Origin of the sequence: Paenarthrobacter nitroguajacolicus, assembly GCF_051027655.1 — a bacterium.
Lineage (GTDB): Bacteria > Actinomycetota > Actinomycetes > Actinomycetales > Micrococcaceae > Arthrobacter > Arthrobacter nitroguajacolicus.
Genome location: NZ_CP073234.1, coordinates 682665 through 699993, shown reverse-complemented (window position 1 = coordinate 699993; position 17329 = coordinate 682665). Strand labels below are relative to the sequence as shown.

The following is a 17329-nucleotide window of genomic DNA, read 5'->3' as shown; positions in this document are numbered from 1 at the left end:
CCCCAACGCGCCCATTCTTGCGGTATCACCGTTGAGCTGCCGGGTCCGGCCCCTCGCTCCCAGGCCCCGCAGCTCACAACCTTGAGATTGCCCCAATCGGTGTACATACCCATGGTCCGCTGCGGTCCCCCGTTTTGCAATGGTTGAGACCTGTTTGTAGCCGAAGTTCATTGACAGGATGTCCTTATGGCTCAGCTGCATGCCCTGGTTGTCTACGTTCCTGAGACGCACATCGAGGAAGTCCTCCTGGCCATTGGCGACGCAGGCGCCGGGCGAATCGGCGACTACTCCCACTGCGCCTTTACTTCACCAGGGACCGGCCGCTTCACGCCGCTGCCTGGAGCGCGCCCCTTTGTTGGTGAGGTGGGGATCGAGGAGCAGGTGCCCGAAACCCGGGTTGAGTGCGTTGTTCAGGAGGACATGCTCGACGGCGTCGTGCGGGCTTTGCGGGCCGCGCACCCTTATGAGGAGCCGGCTTTCATAACGTGGCCGGTGAATGGATGGCGGTGAGTCGTGCACCCAGCCAACCGCCGTCGAGCCTTATCCACAGCCCTTCCAGCCGATTCGAACCGCAACCCAAGTTCGGGTAAGCTTGTCGACGGCCCCTCATGTGGCGTCATCCTGTTGAACTCCCCCAGGACCGGAAGGTAGCAAGGGTAGATGGGCTCTGGCGGGTGCATGAGGGGTCACTTACTTTAACTGTCAGTCCCTATAGGTAGGTTTCACTTGTGACTGTTACAACTGCCCTGTATCGAAGGTATCGCCCGGACTCTTTCGCGGACGTTATCGGGCAGGAACACGTCACGGAGCCGCTGATGACGGCGCTCCGCAAGAACCGCGTGAACCACGCCTACCTCTTCTCCGGCCCCCGCGGTTGCGGCAAGACCACGTCCGCGCGCATCCTTGCACGCTGCCTCAATTGCGCCGAAGGCCCCACTGATACTCCCTGCGGCAAATGCCCCAGCTGCGTCGAACTCGCACGCGGCGGCTCCGGCTCACTGGATGTCATCGAGATCGACGCCGCCAGCCACGGTGGCGTGGACGACGCCCGCGATCTCCGCGAGCGCGCAACCTTCGCCCCGGTCCGCGACCGCTACAAGATCTTCATCATTGACGAGGCCCACATGGTCACGTCCGCCGGCTTCAACGCGCTCCTCAAGATCGTTGAAGAGCCGCCGGAACACATCAAGTTCATCTTCGCTACAACCGAGCCGGACAAGGTCATCGGAACCATCCGGTCCCGTACTCACCACTACCCCTTCAGGCTGGTGCCGCCCGAGCCGCTGATGCAGTATCTCGAGCTCCTTTGCCAGCAGGAGAACGTTCCCGTGGCTCCCGGCGTGCTCTCGCTCGTCATCCGCGCGGGTGGCGGTTCCGTTCGCGACACCTTGTCCGTCCTGGACCAGCTCATGGCCGGCGCCGGTCCCAATGGCCTGGATTATGAGCTCGCTGTTGCGCTGCTCGGCTACACGCATGCTTCGTTGCTGGACGACATCGTGGATGCCGTTGCTGCGGCAGATGCTGCCACTGTCTTCCGTGCCGTGGACCGCGTCATCCAGACCGGCCACGACCCCCGTCGTTTCGTCGAGGACCTCTTGGAACGATTCCGCGACCTCATCATCGTCCAGGCGATGCCCGAGAGCGCGCAGGCCATTCTTCGTGGCATGCCAGCCGACCAGATCGCCCGGATGCGCAATCAGGCAACCAACTTGGGCGCGGCGGAGCTGTCCCGGGCCGCAGATGTCACCAACACGGCGCTCACGGAGATGACCGGTGCTACGTCGCCGCGCCTTCACCTTGAACTGCTGTGCGCACGCATCCTCCTGCCCAGCGCCGAGCAGACCGAACGTGGCATCGCTGCCCGCATCGACCGCGTGGAACGTCGCTTGAATTACACAGGCGACGACGGCGCCCCGGCTGTGGCTGCTGCCCCACCGGTTCCTACGGCTACTACGCCGATCGCACCTACAGTGCCGGCACAGGCGGAAACTCCGGCTGTCCCGGCGACACCCGCCGTTTCCCGGCAAGCCCCTGCTGCAGCATCTGCCGCGCCCGAGCAGTCCGCGTCCGCTCCGGAGCTGTCCCCTGCACATCCGTCCACAGAGGCTGGTTCGCGGGATGCCATCACAGCACCTCGGGTGTCCACTAACGATTGGCCCGTCGAAGACCGTCCGGCTGCCGTCCGCTCGCAGCAAGCTGCCCCATCCCAAGCAGCCCAGTCTCAGCCACAGCCAACGCCCGCACCGCAACAGGCACCTGCCGCAGCGCCGCAGCCGGCCGCTGCTCCGGTTCCCGCTACCGGAGGCAGCGGCGATGTGGAAGCATTGCGCCGCGCCTGGCCGGACGTCCTGCAGACGCTGACCAAGATCAAGCGCAGCACCTGGGCACTGGTTGAACCGAATGCCCAAGTGGCACAGTTTGATGGCCAGGTATTGACGCTCGCCTTCACAACCGGTGGCCTCGCAGGTGCGTTCGGACGTGCCGATCACTCCGAGAACCTTCGGCAGGCGATCCACAAGACCATCGGCATCGACTGCCAGATCGTCGCAGTGGCTGGCGGCAACAGCTCAGCGAGCTCTGAGCCAAACCCAAAAGCACCTACTAGCCGGGAAACTCCGGCTGCCGCATCATCCGTGGGCGCCCCGGCGTCGTCTGGCAGTGGATCCCCCAAGGGCACAGCCACAGGTGTCACGTCGGCGCCTGCGGAAACAGCTTCGGCGCCGGCACCAGTGTCAGCTGTCGACTCCGCTTGGGGTCTTGCGCCCGCTTCCGCACCAGTAGCTTCCCCCGCTCCTGCACCGGCCGCATCCGCGCCAGCAGAAGCACCCGAGCCATCGGTGTCCACACCCGCCCGAGCAGAGCCCACCGCGACCGCAGCTGCCCCCGCCCCAGTTGCGCCGGTACCAGCACCAGCCGCCTCAACTCCCGCCGCTCCCCCCGCAGCCGAGCCTTCCGGCGACTACTCGTACCCCGACGATGATTGGGGTCCGCCGCTCGACGAGGACGCCCCGCCGCTGGACGAAGAGCCTCCGGCGGACTGGGAACCACCCGCGGGCTACGGCCGCACAAACTCCCGACCGGCGGCCTCAGCGCCGGCAAGCCCAATGACGCCGGCACCAGCGACACCGGCCCAGACCTCCACAACCGCACCCCCGGCCGCAGCCACAACGTCACCCGCTTCGAGCACCACTGCGTCCGACGATCCGTGGTCGCGAGCAGTCGAGCAGGCGCCGGGAACCTGGGTTGTAGGCACGGAGTCCAACGTGGGCAAGCAACCCGCGCAGGACGTCGAAGAAAGCGCGCCCGCGACTAACACCCCGGACTATGAACCGGCCGCGGCGCAAGCACCGGCTCCGGCAACGGCGTCCGGAACCTATGGTCACCCCACCAACGCCGAGGAGAACCCGAGCTCCAGCTGGGACGTCGCACCGGCGTCGAGCTGGCCCGCAGCGCAATCCATGCCCGCCCCGACAAACAGCAACGCCCCGGCGGCCTGGCCGTCGTTGGCGACTCAACCCGAGGAAGCGCACGGCTCCGTTGCGACGCTCGAGGAGGCTGCGCCGTCGGGCAGTCCAACTGGACGTCAGAGCCTGTATCAGCGTTTGACGAACAGCCCCGAAGCCCAAGCGGGCCGTGTCCAGGCGCCGGTGAGGACCCAGGCGAAGCCGGAGTCAGTGGCGGAGGACATTCCCAGCCCGGAAGACGAAACCATCGAGGAGTCCCGGGTATTTGGGCGCGCCGCGGTGGAGCGTATTCTGGGCGGGAAGCTGATTGAAGAGCGCGCCTTGGACGGTTCTCCCCTACAACCCCGCTGACTCCAGCATTGATTTCAACCGAACGAGGACATTGTGTACGAAGGTGCAGTTCAAGAGCTGATTGATGAGCTCGGCCGGCTTCCCGGTGTGGGCCCCAAATCAGCGCAGCGCCTGGCGTTCCACATCCTTGAGGCGGATCCCGAGGACATGAAGCGCCTGGTCACGGCCATCACCACGGTGAAGGAACGCGTGAAGTTCTGCAGTGTGTGCTTCAACGTGACCGAGCAGGAAACGTGCAATATTTGCCGCGACCAGCGCCGTGACCCGTCGGTCATTTGTGTCGTTGAGGAGTCCAAGGATGTCCTGGCCGTTGAGCGCACACGGTCCTTCCGCGGCCGTTATCACGTGCTTGGCGGTGCCATCAATCCGATCGCGGGTATCGGTCCGGAGCAGTTGCGCATCCGTGAGCTCCTCACACGCCTCAACGACGGCGCCATCCAGGAAATCATCATCGCCACGGACCCCAACCTCGAGGGTGAGGCTACGGCTACTTACCTTGCCCGCATGCTTAAGTCGATCGGAATCACTGTAACGCGACTGGCTTCGGGCCTGCCCGTGGGTGGAGACCTTGAATACGCTGATGAGGTCACTTTGGGCCGTGCGTTCGAGGGCAGGCGCAACGCCTTGCTGTAATCTCGCAATCACAACATCAGCCGCGATGGGGGCCCCGTGCGAGAACTTGTCTACTACGTTGCCGTAAGCCTGGATGGTTACATTGCGGGCCCCGGAGGCGAGTTCGATGCCTTCCCAGTGGAGGGCGACCACATGGCCGCACAGAATCAACGCTTCCCTGACGCCATTCCTACCGTGATCGCGGACGCCATGGGCATCCAACGGAACGGGACGATGTTCGACACGGTGGTGATGGGTTGGAATACCTACGCCGTGGGCCTCCCGGCGGGCATGACCAGCCCGTATCAGCACCTCGAACAAATAGTGTTTAGCCGGACGCGCACCGAGGCGGACATTCCGGGCGGGCACCCGAATTTGACGCTTACCGACGAAGGGCCCGTAGACGTTGTGCGCCGGTTGAAGTCACAGCCCGGGAAGGCGATTTGGCTTTGTGGCGGCGGGCAACTCGCAACGCAGCTCGCCGGTGAAATCGACCGGCTTGTGCTTAAACGCAGCCCGCTGCTCTTTGGTGACGGGATCCCGCTCTTCGCGCCCGGGGCCTACCAGCCCAGCGCCTTCAGGGAGTTGTCGACGACGGCCTTCGGCTCAGGCGTCGTAATTTCCGAGTATGTGCGCCAGCCGGTTACCCGGGCCCCGAACTAGCCTCCGCCCGCCGGGCGGCCTGCCAGCGTCCTGCAACAAGCACCAGCGCAGCCAGCAGCCCCTGCAGTGCCAAGCCGGTCAGAGCGACGGGGATCGAAGGCGCAAGGCCAGCACTTGATTCCCCGCCGAGGCACTGGACTTCGCGTGCGGGACCGTCGGCAGCCCATTGCAGTCCGGATAACATCCATCCAACCGGGTTGTCCGTAGCTGCCAGTTCACCGCCCACGCTTCCCAGGAGCAGGACAGGGTTGGACGTGGCCAGCCAGGCAATCCGATCCGTGTGCGCCACCTCAACTGGACGAAGACTGCCTACGCATTCGTACGCGATGACTCTTCCGGAGTCGTCCCGTTCGACGTTGACGGGCACCGAAACCTGGACTGTTCCCGCGGTCGCGGGAATCAGCAGGAGCGTGACCACCACATTGCCAATGCACAAGAAAGCCACCAGCACCGCAGCCAAAGCCGCACCGGGAGCTGCCTTGGCGAAGCATCTCCGCGAACCGGCACCGATCAGCCCGAACAGCGCTACTTCAAGAACTATGACGACGACGGCGGCACCGGCGAGCGCCATTGGTCCGCCGAAGCTGAGGCCCACCAGGAGCAACGCACCGCATCCCGTCGCAGCCAACGCCACACCCCTCATGGCTCCTGACAGCAGCAGAACAGGGATGCTTCCCTTCGTATGCCGGAAGCCCCAAGCAGCACCCAGCATGGCAGCCGCCAGTGCCAGGAATGCCGCCATCAGCAAATACACGGCGCCAGCAACCTCGGTCTCGAACCAGCCGTTGGCCTCTCCCCAAACAATGAGTGCCGCGGCCATCCCCCACGCGAGCGCAATCCCCAGTGCGCAAGCCAACCAGAACCACCACGATGTGAAGGATTTCCGGGTGTTCCTCCATGCCTCGCCCGCAGTCATCTTAATGGTTCCGGCTGCGCGCGGCCGCCCCGAATCCGCCTTCCGGGCAGTGCTGGAAGGATGATCGTCGATGACGCCGCCGATCACTTCGTATTCGGGTTCAACCCGGCCCGGATCCGAGCCGCCCTCTTGGTCACGAACGCCGGACATCGCCGCTCACAAACCTCATGAATTGGATGGTACGCCGGGCGAACGTGCGGCCTCTAGATCGATTGGGCTAGTTCCCTGCGGTATTGTCCGCTATTTGCCGGAGTTTCACGGAATCCGGGAAGTACTCCAGGGTCATGTGGATGTGAGGCGATGGGTGGGTCAAGAACCATTCGTAGGCCTGGTCATCGGACGCTTTCCACCAAGGCTTCGGAAGGCCGTTGAGTTTTCGCGCCTTCCTCCCCAGCCATTCTTCCTTGACATTGAAATAGCACTGGAGGAGGGCGAAGACAAAGATGAGCCCGAAAAATGCCATGATCAGCGCCGTGATCTGCAGGTTGATCAAGAGGACAAATGCAAGAATCAGGCAGCCCAGCGCAACTGGCGCCATCAGAATCGTTAGTGCCAGACTGAAATAGAAGGAGCGGATCAGGTTGTAGTCGCCGCCGCCGGAACTCGCACCGATGCCCCATTCTTCCTTCGTGTACGCAAAGATGGTTTTACCTCTCATGGTGTACCCGTAGTAGTACGGACGGTTCAGCAACCGGTTGAGGTGTTCCTTCTCCTTCGCATCCATGGGCAATAATCCTAGCGTCCGGAGTATGCCCCGATTTCACGAATTCAAGGCGAGATCCCAGCCGAGCGTGCCACCATGGCTCATGGTCTCCAGCAACGGCGCCTTTCGGCGCCCCCGTCCCATCAAACCGGGCCCCGGTCAGGAATCGGTGTGGGACTACCCGCGTCCGCCGAGGATCGAAGCACGTTCGGAACGGATTGTGGTGCGGCTTGGCGGTCAGGTGATCGTTGACACCGCCAACGCTGTGCGGGTCCTGGAGACCAGCCATCCGCCTGTCTACTACGTGCCGTTGGATGCCTTCCGGAGCGGTGTGCTCGTCCCTGTTGGGGGCACCACTTTCTGCGAGTTCAAGGGCGAAGCGAGCTATTTCGACGTCGTTGCCGGCGGTGTAGCCGTATCCCGTGGCGGGTGGACCTACACCAAACCGGCCCGCGGTTTCGAGGCGCTCAGCAGCCGGGTGGCCCTCTACCCGGACCATATGGATTCCTGCGAGATCAACGGCGAACAGGTGACATTCCAGCAAGGCGACTTCTACGGCGGCTGGATCACACGGCAGATCGTCGGCCCGTTCAAGGGCGGCCCGGGCACTGCCGGGTGGTAGGGAGAGCACATGGCCGCTATGTGGTCACAATTCCTACCAGCCCTGCACGCGGCGATAAACTGGGCAAATAAGCTACGCAGGCGTGCTCCAATTTGGAATTCAGCATGCCGCGTTCGAACCCTATTGATGCAGTGAGGGTGCGCGCATGACTATGCCCACTACCGAAGTGAAGATCGAAGAGCTCTCCAACGAGGCTGCCATTACCAAGCAGCTGATCGTTCAAAAGTTCGGCGGTTCCTCGGTTGCCGATGCTGATGGCATCAAGCGGGTCGCACAGCGCGTCGTGGATGCGCAGAAGGCCGGCAACGAGGTTGTGGTTGTTGTCTCCGCAATGGGTGACACCACAGACGAACTCCTGGATCTCGCAAGCCAGGTCACGGACTCGGCTCCCGCCCGCGAAATGGACATGTTGTTGTCCGCAGGCGAGCGAATTTCCATGGCCCTGCTCGCCATGGCCATCAACAAATTCGGCGCTTCCGCACAGTCCTTCACTGGATCCCAAGCCGGCATGATTACCGACGGCATCCACGGCAAGGCCCGGATTATCGACGTCGACCCCCACCGGATCCGCACCGCGCTGGACAAGGGACACATCGCAATCGTGGCCGGTTTCCAGGGCATGAGCCGCAGCACCAACGAGATCACCACACTTGGTCGCGGCGGCTCGGACACTACCGCTGTTGCTTTGGCCGCAGCACTTGAGGCTGATGTCTGCGAAATTTACACAGATGTGGACGGCATCTACACGGCCGATCCCCGAGTTGTGAGCTCCGCCCAGAAGATAGACCGTATCTCCAGCGAAGAAATGCTGGAATTGGCCGCTTCCGGTGCCAAGATCCTGCACCTGCGGTGCGTGGAGTACGCCCGCCGTTTCGGTGTGCCCCTGCACGTCCGTTCCTCATTCAGCCAGCACGAAGGCACGTGGGTCATCCCGGGCGCCGACGAAAAGTTCAACATTCAAGAGGGAGTTGCCTTGGAGCAGCCAATCATCTCCGGCGTTGCACACGACCGGTCCGAAGCCAAGGTCACTGTAGTAGGCGTCCCGGATATCCCCGGCAAGGCTGCTGCGATTTTCCAGGTGATCGCTGATGCGCACTCGAACATCGACATGATTGTCCAGAACGTCTCTACCCACGGCACCGGCCGCACGGACATCTCGTTCACGCTGCCCATCGTTGAAGGCGCCGACGCCCTGGCCGCCCTGCGTGCAGCTGAAGGCCAGATCGGCTTCGAGAGCATTGAATACAACGAGCACGTCGGCAAGCTCTCCCTGATCGGCGCTGGCATGCGTTCGCACCCCGGCGTTTCGGCCACGTTCTTCAAGGCCCTCTCCGACGCCGGCATCAACATCGACATGATCTCCACCTCGGAAATCCGCATCTCCGTAGTCACCAGCGCCGATGCCCTGGACGACGCCGTGCGCGCCATCCACAATGCGTTCGAGCTCGACGGCGACGCTGAGGCCACCGTCTATGGCGGCACCGGCCGCTAGGGTCACCCCGGGCAACGCCCCCAACTAAGTAGCACTTAAGGCCGTTCTGAGCTCTCAGAACGGCCTTAACTGTTACTCAGTTGGGTGAGTCGGCGCCAGGAGGACTTCCATCAGTTGAGTCAGTCCCTCTGCCATATCCACGGATTTGTCGTAGAGCCACTGCAACTGCAAACCATCGAAAGCGGCCACCACCAGCCTCGCGAGCGCTTCAGCCCCGACGTCGGTCCGTACCTCGCCTGCCTTCTGTCGCCGCTCGATGTCCACCGCTACGTCCCGCACTACTGTTTCGTAGCGCTCTTTGAAGTACGTGTGGGAGGCATGCCCGGGATCGTTGGCCGTGGCGGAGGCCACCGCGTAAAGCGTGGTCAGGCCGGGCTCGTTGCGGTTCCGCTCGGCGATGCTGGGCATGAGGCTCAAACCCACCTCGGATTTGCCACCAACTGCGAGTGACCGTCGATCCCGTTCGGCCAGGACGGCCGTCAGTAGTTCCTGCTTGCCCTTGAAATAGTGGAACAGAGTGGCTTCCTTGACCCCCACCAGTTCCGCGACGCGCTTGAGCGCAGTGCCTTCGAAGCCCTCCGTGGCAAAGACATCTGTAGCTGTCTGGATGATCTGTTCGCGGCGTTCGGCGCCCTTGGCGTACTGGCCCCGAGCCTTGGGTGTTGACATCCGTTCAGTCTATTTGAAGGTTTAAAAATCGAGTATCACTCGACTTTTTTCCTTAAAACCTAGTCACACTAGATTTTTGTGGCTAGAGTCTTTCTTCAAGACCCAACGGTGGGTCACCCGTTCATCAGGAGGCAATGTGGCCCTCAATCTCAATCAGCAGGTAGCAAGCACGGAAACCGTCAGCCCGGGGCTTGGAAATACCCCGCCTAAAGCCGCTTCCCGCGCCTACGTCATCGGCATGCCCATCGCGAGCGCCGGCCTCTGGATGGCCGTCCTCGCCCCCGCGCTGGTAGTCCTTGCCATCAAGGTTTCGGAGATCACCACCCCGGATACACGCGCCGGAGCCCTCAGCCTTGTGGCAGGCGTCGGAGCAGCCGTCGCTTTGCTCGCCAATCCGTTCTTTGGCCGACTCAGCGACCGCACCACTTCCCGTTTCGGCATGCGCAAACCGTGGATCGTCGGCGGATCACTCCTCGGGCTTGCAGCGCTCTTCCTACTGGGGTCGGCCACGGAAGTCGGAGTGGTTCTGATGGCTTGGGTTGTAGCACAGCTGGGCTTCAACGCCGCCCTGGCCGCTCTGGTTGCAACCCTTCCCGACCAAGCCGGCCCAAGGGAGCGCGGACGCCTATCCGGCCTTATTGGCATGACGTTGCCCATTGGCCTTGTGGCCGCGGCCTTCTTCGCGCAGATGTTCGAGACCGCCATGCAGATGGCCGTAGTCCCGGGGATCGTAGGCACTGCAATTGCCATCGCCTTCGCCTTTACCTTCAAGGACCGCGTCCTCGCCGAGAAACCGGCACCGCTGAACATCAAGGAAATCCTCGGTTCCTTCTACTTCAACCCCAAGGATCACCCCGGCCTGGGGTGGGCCTGGGTCACCAAGTTCTTGGTCTATGTGGGCTACTGTGCCGGTCTGCTCTACCTGCCGTACTTCTTCACGGACCACCTCCACGTAGCCGAAACCCACGTCACCAGCCTGGTGTTTCAAGCAACCCTGGTGAGCTCTGCCGGAACCGTCATCACCAGCCTCGCCGGTGGCTGGATCAGCGATCGCCTTGGCAAACGCAAAAGCATGGTCATCATCTCTGCCCTCATCATGATGGGCGGCTTGGTGGTTATCGCCACCAGCACCAATACCGGCCAGGTCTTGGTGGGCCAAGGAATCCTGGGATTGGGCCTCGGCGTCTTCAGCGCCGTGGACGTCGCGCTCATCACAGACCTGTTGCCCGGCGACCAGTCGGAGAATGCCAAGACCTTCGGCGTTTTCAACATCGCCCAGGCCCTCCCCCAATCCCTGGTGCCTGCCATCGCCTTCCCTGTCATCGCACTGGGCGGCTACCCCGCATTGTTCTTCGGAGGTGCGGTCGTCGGCATCATCGGCGCCCTCCTCGTCACACGTATCAAAGGAGTCAAGTAATGAATCCCTCACTCTCCCCGGCCGTCACGACGCCACCAGCAGGAGCTAACGATGCGGAAGCCAGGATCCGCGAACTGGCCCGGAGCCTAACGCTTGAGCAGCAGGTCCAACTGTTGACAGGTGCGGACGTTTGGTCCACGCACGCCATCCCGGAGATCGGCCTGTCCCGCGTGGTCATGTCCGACGGTCCGGCCGGGGTCCGTGGCGAAGACTTCGATGAGCGCCACGACTCGGTCTCCTTGCCGTCGTCGTCCGCTTTGTCCGCGACGTGGAGCGTCGAGACGGCACACCGGTACGGGCAGGTCCTGGGCCAGGAGGCCCGCCGTAAAGGCGTCCACGCCGTCCTGGGCCCCACCATCAACCTGCACCGCTCCCCGCTGGGCGGCCGCCACTTCGAGTGCATGAGCGAAGATCCGCGACTCACGGCAACCGTGGCCGCCGGGTACGTTGCCGGCGTGCAGTCCATGGGTGTTGGCGCCACGCCAAAGCACTACCTGGCCAACGAAGCCGAAACCGAGCGTTTCACCGCGGACTCCGTAGTGGACGAACGCCCCCTGCGTGAGCTCTACCTGGCAGCCTTCGAGGACGCCATCACGGAGGCCCGAGCATGGCTGGTGATGAGCTCGTACAACTCCATCAACGGCACCACCGCCAGCGAGAACAAGCTCCTGGAGACTCCGCTGTCCACCGAATGGGGCTTCGACGGCGTCGTAGTTTCCGATTGGACGGGTGTCCGCTCAGTAGAGGCTGCCAACGCCCGCCAGGACCTGGAAATGCCCGGCCCGGTAGGCCACTGGGGACCCAAGCTCCTTGCCGCCGTCAACGATGGCCGGGTCAGCCGCGAGGCGATCTTGGAGAAGGTGACCCGCATCCTCCGCCTCGCGGCCCGTGTCGGCTCCCTCGAAGGCTTCCAGCCCGCAGTGACCGAGCTCCCGACGCAACTGGACGGGGCCGCCGTCGCGCGTGAAGTCGCCGTCCGCGGCGCTGTGCTGGTCCGCAACAACGGCATCCTGCCGCTGGACGCCAAGGCGCTCAGCCGCGTGGCGGTCATCGGCCACAATGCCGACGAAGCCCGCACCCAGGGCGGCGGCAGCGCCACCGTGATGCCCAAGTACACCGTCTCGCCGCTGGAAGGCCTGCGGAAGGCACTGCCCGACGACGTCATCGTCACCTACGCGCGTGGCGCCAAGGTAGCCGAGGGCATCCAGCCGTTCCCCCGCGCATCGCTCCACAACCCGGTCTCCGACGTCCCCGGAATCCGCGTGACCTTCCTCGCCGAAGACGGTACAGAGATCTCCGGCGAAGATCGCCTGGCCTCTCACCTGATCTGGTTCGGTATTGGAATTCCCGACGGCGCCGCCTCCATCCGCATGGAAACAGTCTGGACAGCCGAGACAGCAGGCATCCATCACCTCGGAGTCGGCACCGTAGGCCGCATCCGCTTTGTCCTGGACGGCGTGGAAGTCTTCAACCGCGAACTCGAGGACGACACCGAAGTCTTGGGCGCCGCCCTGTTCGATCCGCCCAAGACCGTCCACGCCGTGGAAACCACCGCGGACCAGACCGTCCGGGTCGAGGCCGAGTACCAACTTCCCAGGGAACAGGTCATCCCGTTCACGGCCATCCTTCTGGGCGAGGAGACAGTGGTTGCCGACCCGCAAGCCGAGATTGAGGCGGCCGTGGACGCTGCCCGGAACTCCGACGTTGCAGTGGTGGTTGTGGGGACCAACGCCGCCATCGAATCCGAGGGCTTCGACCGCAAGGACCTGGACCTGCCCGGCTACCAAAACCAGCTCGTGGAAGCAGTAGCCGGGGCCAACCCGCGCACAGTGGTTGTGGTGAACTCCGGCTCGCCTGTCCTCATGCCATGGCTCGACAAGGTGGACGCGGTCCTGCTGGGCTGGTTTGGCGGCCAGGAGTTCGGCAGCGCCATCGCCGACATCCTGCTGGGTGCCGAGGAACCCGGCGGACGCCTCCCCACCACGTGGCCCGCCGCCCTGGAAGACGTCCCCGTCCTGAACACCACCCCCGTGGACGGCAAGGTGATCTACTCCGAGGGAATCCACATCGGCTACCGCGCGTGGCTCAAGCAGCAAGCCGATGGCGGCGCAGCTCCCGCCCTCCCCTTCGGTTATGGCCTTGGGTACACAACCTTTGAACTGGGCAAGGCCCACGCGCCGCAGGTAGTCACCGCCGGAAATGATGTTGTGGTGCACGTACCTGTCCGGAACACGGGCACACGCACCGGGCGGGAGGTCGTCCAGGTTTACTTGGACCGCGCCGATTCCGCCGTGGAGCGGCCCGTTCGCTGGCTCGCTGGCTACGCCGGGACACACCTCGCTCCAGCCGGCACGGAAAGCGTGGAAATACGCATCCCTGCCAAGGCGTTTGCATATTACGACGGCGGCTGGCAGTTTGAGCAGGGCACGTTCCGCCTGCTGGTTGGTCGCCACGCGTCCGACGACTTCCAAGCCCTCGACATCGAACTTCGGTAATTACATGGAACTTCGGTAATACAGAGGCGAAAGTACGCTGGGTGGCGGGTTTTTTTGCCCGTCACCCACGTGGTTTTCGCCACAAGCTGCAGAACTGGGGTATGGTATGGAATTTTCGTGGCATGCTGTACGTTGCATACCCGGTAACCCCCTAACACGAAGAGGCATTAAAAAGTGGCAGCCGATTACGACGAACTCCGTACCGATGTAAAAGAGAACCAGGAGCAGTCCCTCCAGGCTCTCCAGTCCGCCAGCGCTCCCACGGCCAAGAGTGTCGTGCTTGAACTGGACGAAACCGATGGCCTCGATGCCAACGGCCCCGGCGGCGAAATCGTCGCTGAAGAACTGGTCATCCAGGTCATTCCGCAGGCAAACGACGAGTTCACTTGTCACTCCTGCTTCCTGGTTCGCCACCGCTCGCAGATCGCACGCGAAAAAGATGGCGTCGCCTACTGCACTGACTGCGAAGGCTAAAACCGCCCACCACCCCGGCGGACTTAACATCGTCAGGGAGTGCCGCCGTCGGGATTAAATTGCGGAAGGACCGGAGCAAGCGCTCCGGTCCTTCCGCAGTTAACTCCGTTTAGGGTGCCACTCCCGGGCCACCTGCTGCCTTCTTCCGGCGGTGGTTGTTCATCCTGAGCTGAAGGATGCGCGCCCCGCCCGCAAGGGCCACCAGGACCCCGCCGCCCACAGCCGCTATGAACAGTGTGGTGCCGAGGGCGAGTGTCCCCTCCAGCCCGAAGAACCGGACGGTGATCATGTCCTGGTTCTGGACGAAGAAGACGATCAGCATCACCAGAACCGCCAAGCCCACGGCCACCGCCACCCATAAAGCGGCCGTGCGGGTTGGCCTGTCGTGCCCCGAAGCGGGCGGGACCGCTCGATCCCGCTGCTCCGAATTACCTCGATCCGGGCTACCCCGGTCCGGGCGCGCGGAACCACCCGGAATCCTTGCTGCATCGTCTTGGAAACTCATTGACGGCCCCCTCTGTAGACCAGCATTTACCGTACTACTCACATAATAAGCATGCTGATTAGTTGCTCAACAGTGGCACGGAAAAGGAATTAGGGTCAAGGTGGCTGGCCAGTCAGCGCGTTAGGCCGGTCAGCGCATAAGGAAGGGCCGGAGTTCGCGGTCCGGCCCTTCGGCATCTCACGCCTCATTAGAGGCTGTAGTCGGTGCTGGTTGGGCCCGGATCATTGTTCCGGACTGCGTAGTGATGGCCCTCAGAGTCGGTTTCGACGTCGAAGTTCTTCAGATCCGCTTCGGAAGCGGTCTCGAAATCATCGTGCTTGTGCACCACGGGGCTGTCCGTGTCGCCGTGGGTTGCGGGTCCAAAAACGGACTGCAGCCGCTCGGTCACATGGACGAAGCCTTCCATTCTGCGTCCCATGTTTTCCACCTCCTTCCTTACCGGAGAGAGAAAAGCGGCAGGGCTGGTGCGTGCCGTTCAGTGAGGCCAATTTTACGCCCGAAATCCCCCGCCGAGATGGCATTTAACACCAATGTTTCCCAAAAACATGGGCATTAACTGCCACCTCGGCGGGAGGTAGGGATCGCTACCGCAGCGATTTGTCCTCCGGGTTGCGGGGCACTACGTAGGTGCTGCCGTCGGGCCGGCGGAGCGTTTCCCACTGCTGGGTCTCAGCCTGGCGTTGCGCGAGCAACTTCCGGTTGGCCTCGGTCATCTCATGGTCGAGGGAGCTGCTGTGAGCGGGCCCGAAAATCACACGGAACTTCCCTGTCGCGCGCATGAATTTCCGTGTGTAGGATTCCTTGGCCACGCGGATCGACTCCTCTTTTAGGCGGTTCAGTAAGTCCATAGTACGCTAATCATTAGTGCACTAACTAATCGCCAAGTGTGCGCTAATAGATCAGGCAGCAAGCACAGGAGGCAGCCATGACAGCCCTTGATGAGTCCACCCGGGAGACCGACGACCTCCTTCTGGAGCGCCAGCTGTGCTTCGCCCTGACAGTGGCATCGCGCAGTGTTGTGGGCGTCTACAAGCCAGTGCTGGAGCGGCTCGGGCTCACCCATCCCCAGTACCTGGTGATGCTTGCCCTCTGGGAACGAAGCCCCCGGACGCTGAAGGACATCAGCGGCAGCCTCCTCCATGAACCCGCCACCCTCTCCCCGCTACTCAGGCGCCTGGAGGAAGCCGAGTTGATTACCCGCGAGCGCGTGCCCGGCAATGAACGGGCACTGGCGGTCAAGCTGACAGACAAAGGTGCCGCCCTTCGCGAGCAGGCCACCGCCGTTCCGGGCCAGATCCGCGAGCGCCTGCAACTCACCCGCGAAGAAGTAGCTGAACTCCACCAGGCCATGACCGGACTGATCGCCGCCACCCAGCAGAAACCCGTCAGCGCAACTCCCTAGCCAAGCCCACAGCCTCGGTGGTGTCCTTGAAGCGAGCACCAAAAGTGCCACGTAAAATGGATGCAACCTAGGAGACTCCATGCGCATGCGATTTGTTCGGCCCTTACTGGCAGTATTGGCCGTCGCCGGCCTCGCCGCGTGCTCAGGCAACCCCACCCCGGGTTCAACCATCAGCCCAACTGAAGCGCCGTCGTCGTCGGCCACTTCAAGCAGCAGCCCAAACAGCACCCCAAGCGGGAAACCCAGCGTGTCAGCAGCCACCGGCGCGGGCAATGCCGAACTCTCCATCACGCTCGTTGAAACTCCCGAGTCCGCCCCTCAGTCGTTCACGCTCGTCTGCACAAATGGCGTGCCCGCCGCCGAAAGCAGCCACCCGTCGGCAGCCGAGGCCTGCACGTCACTCAAGAACGGCCCCTCCCTCCTGAGCCCCGCCCCGATGCGAACGGACCAAGCCTGCACCATGCAGTACGGCGGCCCGGCAACGGCCAAGGTGACCGGTTCAGTGGACGGCAAAGAAGTCAGCGCTTCCTTCAACAGGACGGATGGCTGCCAGATCGCCCTATGGGACGCCGCGAAGAGCGTCCTCGGATCAGATGGCGGCCCCTAGGCTTCGGCACCTCCCCCAAGAGCAATGGCTCGGGCTGGAGGCAGCCCACCATGCACGCGTCGCGCGTTACGCCGATCCCTATCTGGCGCGTCGTTCAGCGGGTAGGAAACACCCCGTGGAGGACTTCCTCTTCACCTACTACACGCAGAAGCCGGGCCAGTTGCAACGTTGGCATCCCGGCGACGGCGTGGTCCTCAGCGGCCAGCGCGCCTTGGAGCGCGTCACCTGGAAGTTCTACAGAGCGCTCGACGACGCCGAACTCGCCTCTGTGGGGCTGGCTCCAGGCACGCCTGCGATCACCTTTGAGCGGGCCGGCTTCCTTGCCGACCGCGCCGAGGCTGTCCGCTTCGCGGGAATCATCCTCGCGGGCACGGCCAAGCGACCGGCACAGTTTGGATGCTTTGGCCTGCACGAATGGGCCATGGTGTACCGGCAGGAAAAGTTTGAGCTGCGGCATGAGTACCTGAAGCTGAGGCTTGGCGGCGACGGCACGGATGCTGTTGTTGAAGAGAACCGCATCCGCTGCTCACACTTTGACGCCTTCCGCTTCTACACACCTGATGCCATTCCCTTGAACGAGCTCGAACCCACCCGTGAGAACCAGCGCACCATGGAGCAACCGGGTTGCCTGCACGCCAACATGGACCTCTACAAGTGGGCTTACAAGCTAACGCCTGCCCTGCCGAGCGAGCTGGTGATGGACTGCTTCGAGTTGTCATGGCGGATCCGCGCGATGGACATGCAAGCGTCCCCCTACGATCTTCAAGAATGGGGCTACCCGCCCATCAGGATTGAGACACCGCAGGGCAAGGCCGAGTACGTTGAATACCAGCGGGCTTTCGCGGCCGAATCCCAGGAGTTGCGGGCCCGCGTGCTCCAGGCAGTAGGACCGCTCTTGGATGAGCTGAGCGGTTTGGCTGCCTAAGCACCCGCCGCC

Annotated in this window: 18 protein-coding genes and 1 other RNA gene; 13 read left to right on the top strand and 6 right to left on the bottom strand. The window is 63.1% G+C overall.

All coding sequences use genetic code 11. From position 1 onward, the window contains the following. The first annotated feature begins 186 nt into the window (after positions 1–186). From KCX59_RS03575 to KCX59_RS03555, 5 genes are all read left to right on the top strand, one after another. Positions 187–510 carry a hypothetical protein gene (locus KCX59_RS03575; RefSeq protein WP_179018859.1) on the top strand — a complete coding sequence of 108 codons (324 nt, stop codon included), beginning with the start codon at positions 187–189 and terminating at the stop codon, positions 508–510. 87 nt (positions 511–597) lie between these two features. Then, positions 598–694, top strand: an RNA gene (gene ffs, locus KCX59_RS03570) — signal recognition particle sRNA small type. Positions 695–728: 34 nt separating this feature from the next. Next, positions 729–3815: a DNA polymerase III subunit gamma and tau gene (locus KCX59_RS03565; protein ID WP_179018861.1), complete on the top strand. Its 3087-nt coding sequence runs from the start codon at positions 729–731 to the stop codon at positions 3813–3815. A 33-nt stretch (positions 3816–3848) separates the two neighbouring features. Further along, the gene (gene recR / locus KCX59_RS03560; RefSeq protein ID WP_017198356.1) at positions 3849–4448 is read left to right on the top strand and encodes a recombination mediator RecR; all 600 of its coding nucleotides are present in this window, start codon (positions 3849–3851) and stop codon (positions 4446–4448) included. 36 nt (positions 4449–4484) lie between these two features. Beyond that, positions 4485–5090, top strand: a complete 606-nt coding sequence (locus KCX59_RS03555; RefSeq protein ID WP_178993272.1) for a dihydrofolate reductase family protein — start codon at positions 4485–4487, stop codon at positions 5088–5090. Here KCX59_RS03555 and KCX59_RS03550 read toward each other — a convergent pair. Beyond that, entirely contained in the window at positions 5071–6156 is a 1086-nt protein-coding gene (locus tag KCX59_RS03550) for a hypothetical protein (protein WP_179018863.1), read from the bottom strand. The two genes, KCX59_RS03555 and KCX59_RS03550, sit on opposite strands and share 20 nt — an antisense overlap. Positions 6157–6223: 67 nt before the next feature. Further along, positions 6224–6730 carry a hypothetical protein gene (locus tag KCX59_RS03545; protein WP_179018865.1) on the bottom strand — a complete coding sequence of 169 codons (507 nt, stop codon included), beginning with the start codon at positions 6728–6730 and terminating at the stop codon, positions 6224–6226. An 82-nt stretch (positions 6731–6812) separates the two neighbouring features. On the opposite strand from KCX59_RS03545, the gene KCX59_RS03540 reads away from it, so the two are divergent. Both KCX59_RS03540 and KCX59_RS03535 read left to right on the top strand, forming a co-directional pair. Then, positions 6813–7331 (top strand): DUF427 domain-containing protein, encoded by a 519-nt coding sequence (locus KCX59_RS03540; protein WP_178993426.1) that lies wholly within the window; start codon positions 6813–6815, stop codon positions 7329–7331. A 145-nt stretch (positions 7332–7476) separates the two neighbouring features. Further along, positions 7477–8823: an aspartate kinase gene (locus tag KCX59_RS03535; protein ID WP_091465188.1), complete on the top strand. Its 1347-nt coding sequence runs from the start codon at positions 7477–7479 to the stop codon at positions 8821–8823. Positions 8824–8895: 72 nt separating this feature from the next. Here the strand turns inward: KCX59_RS03535 and KCX59_RS03530 are convergent, their stop codons facing one another. Further along, positions 8896–9492, bottom strand: a complete 597-nt coding sequence (locus KCX59_RS03530; RefSeq protein ID WP_179018867.1) for a TetR/AcrR family transcriptional regulator — start codon at positions 9490–9492, stop codon at positions 8896–8898. A gap of 136 nt (positions 9493–9628) precedes the next feature. On the opposite strand from KCX59_RS03530, the gene KCX59_RS03525 reads away from it, so the two are divergent. The 3 genes from KCX59_RS03525 (at position 9629) to KCX59_RS03515 (ending at position 13878) form a co-directional block, all read left to right on the top strand. Continuing rightward, complete coding sequence (locus KCX59_RS03525) at positions 9629–10909, top strand: MFS transporter (protein ID WP_370629226.1); 1281 nt, start codon at positions 9629–9631, stop codon at positions 10907–10909. Beyond that, positions 10909–13404 carry a beta-glucosidase family protein gene (locus KCX59_RS03520; RefSeq protein WP_179018871.1) on the top strand — a complete coding sequence of 832 codons (2496 nt, stop codon included), beginning with the start codon at positions 10909–10911 and terminating at the stop codon, positions 13402–13404. Before KCX59_RS03525 ends, KCX59_RS03520 begins: the two co-directional genes overlap by 1 nt. A 174-nt stretch (positions 13405–13578) precedes the next feature. Further along, positions 13579–13878 (top strand): DUF4193 domain-containing protein, encoded by a 300-nt coding sequence (locus KCX59_RS03515; protein ID WP_011773410.1) that lies wholly within the window; start codon positions 13579–13581, stop codon positions 13876–13878. A gap of 109 nt (positions 13879–13987) precedes the next feature. On the opposite strand, the gene KCX59_RS03510 is transcribed toward KCX59_RS03515, so the two are convergent. The 3 genes from KCX59_RS03510 to KCX59_RS03500 form a co-directional block, all read right to left on the bottom strand. After that, complete coding sequence (locus tag KCX59_RS03510) at positions 13988–14383, bottom strand: LapA family protein (protein ID WP_179018873.1); 396 nt, start codon at positions 14381–14383, stop codon at positions 13988–13990. A gap of 187 nt (positions 14384–14570) precedes the next feature. Then, positions 14571–14801: a hypothetical protein gene (locus tag KCX59_RS03505; RefSeq protein ID WP_044568518.1), complete on the bottom strand. Its 231-nt coding sequence runs from the start codon at positions 14799–14801 to the stop codon at positions 14571–14573. A 166-nt stretch (positions 14802–14967) separates the two neighbouring features. Beyond that, positions 14968–15192 carry a hypothetical protein gene (locus tag KCX59_RS03500; RefSeq protein ID WP_054808891.1) on the bottom strand — a complete coding sequence of 75 codons (225 nt, stop codon included), beginning with the start codon at positions 15190–15192 and terminating at the stop codon, positions 14968–14970. A 116-nt stretch (positions 15193–15308) separates the two neighbouring features. Between KCX59_RS03500 and KCX59_RS03495 the strand changes: the two genes are divergently transcribed. The 3 genes from KCX59_RS03495 (at position 15309) to KCX59_RS03485 (ending at position 17317) form a co-directional block, all read left to right on the top strand. Beyond that, positions 15309–15785, top strand: coding sequence for a MarR family winged helix-turn-helix transcriptional regulator (locus tag KCX59_RS03495; RefSeq protein ID WP_179018875.1), 477 nt, complete (start codon positions 15309–15311; stop codon positions 15783–15785). Between the two features lie 79 nt (positions 15786–15864). Beyond that, a complete protein-coding gene (locus KCX59_RS03490) occupies positions 15865–16392 on the top strand; it encodes an SSI family serine proteinase inhibitor (RefSeq protein ID WP_179018877.1) in 528 nt (175 codons plus the stop codon). After that, positions 16379–17317 (top strand): 3-methyladenine DNA glycosylase, encoded by a 939-nt coding sequence (locus KCX59_RS03485; RefSeq protein ID WP_179018879.1) that lies wholly within the window; start codon positions 16379–16381, stop codon positions 17315–17317. The genes KCX59_RS03490 and KCX59_RS03485 overlap by 14 nt, the downstream gene beginning before the upstream one ends. Positions 17318–17329 lie beyond the last annotated feature (12 nt).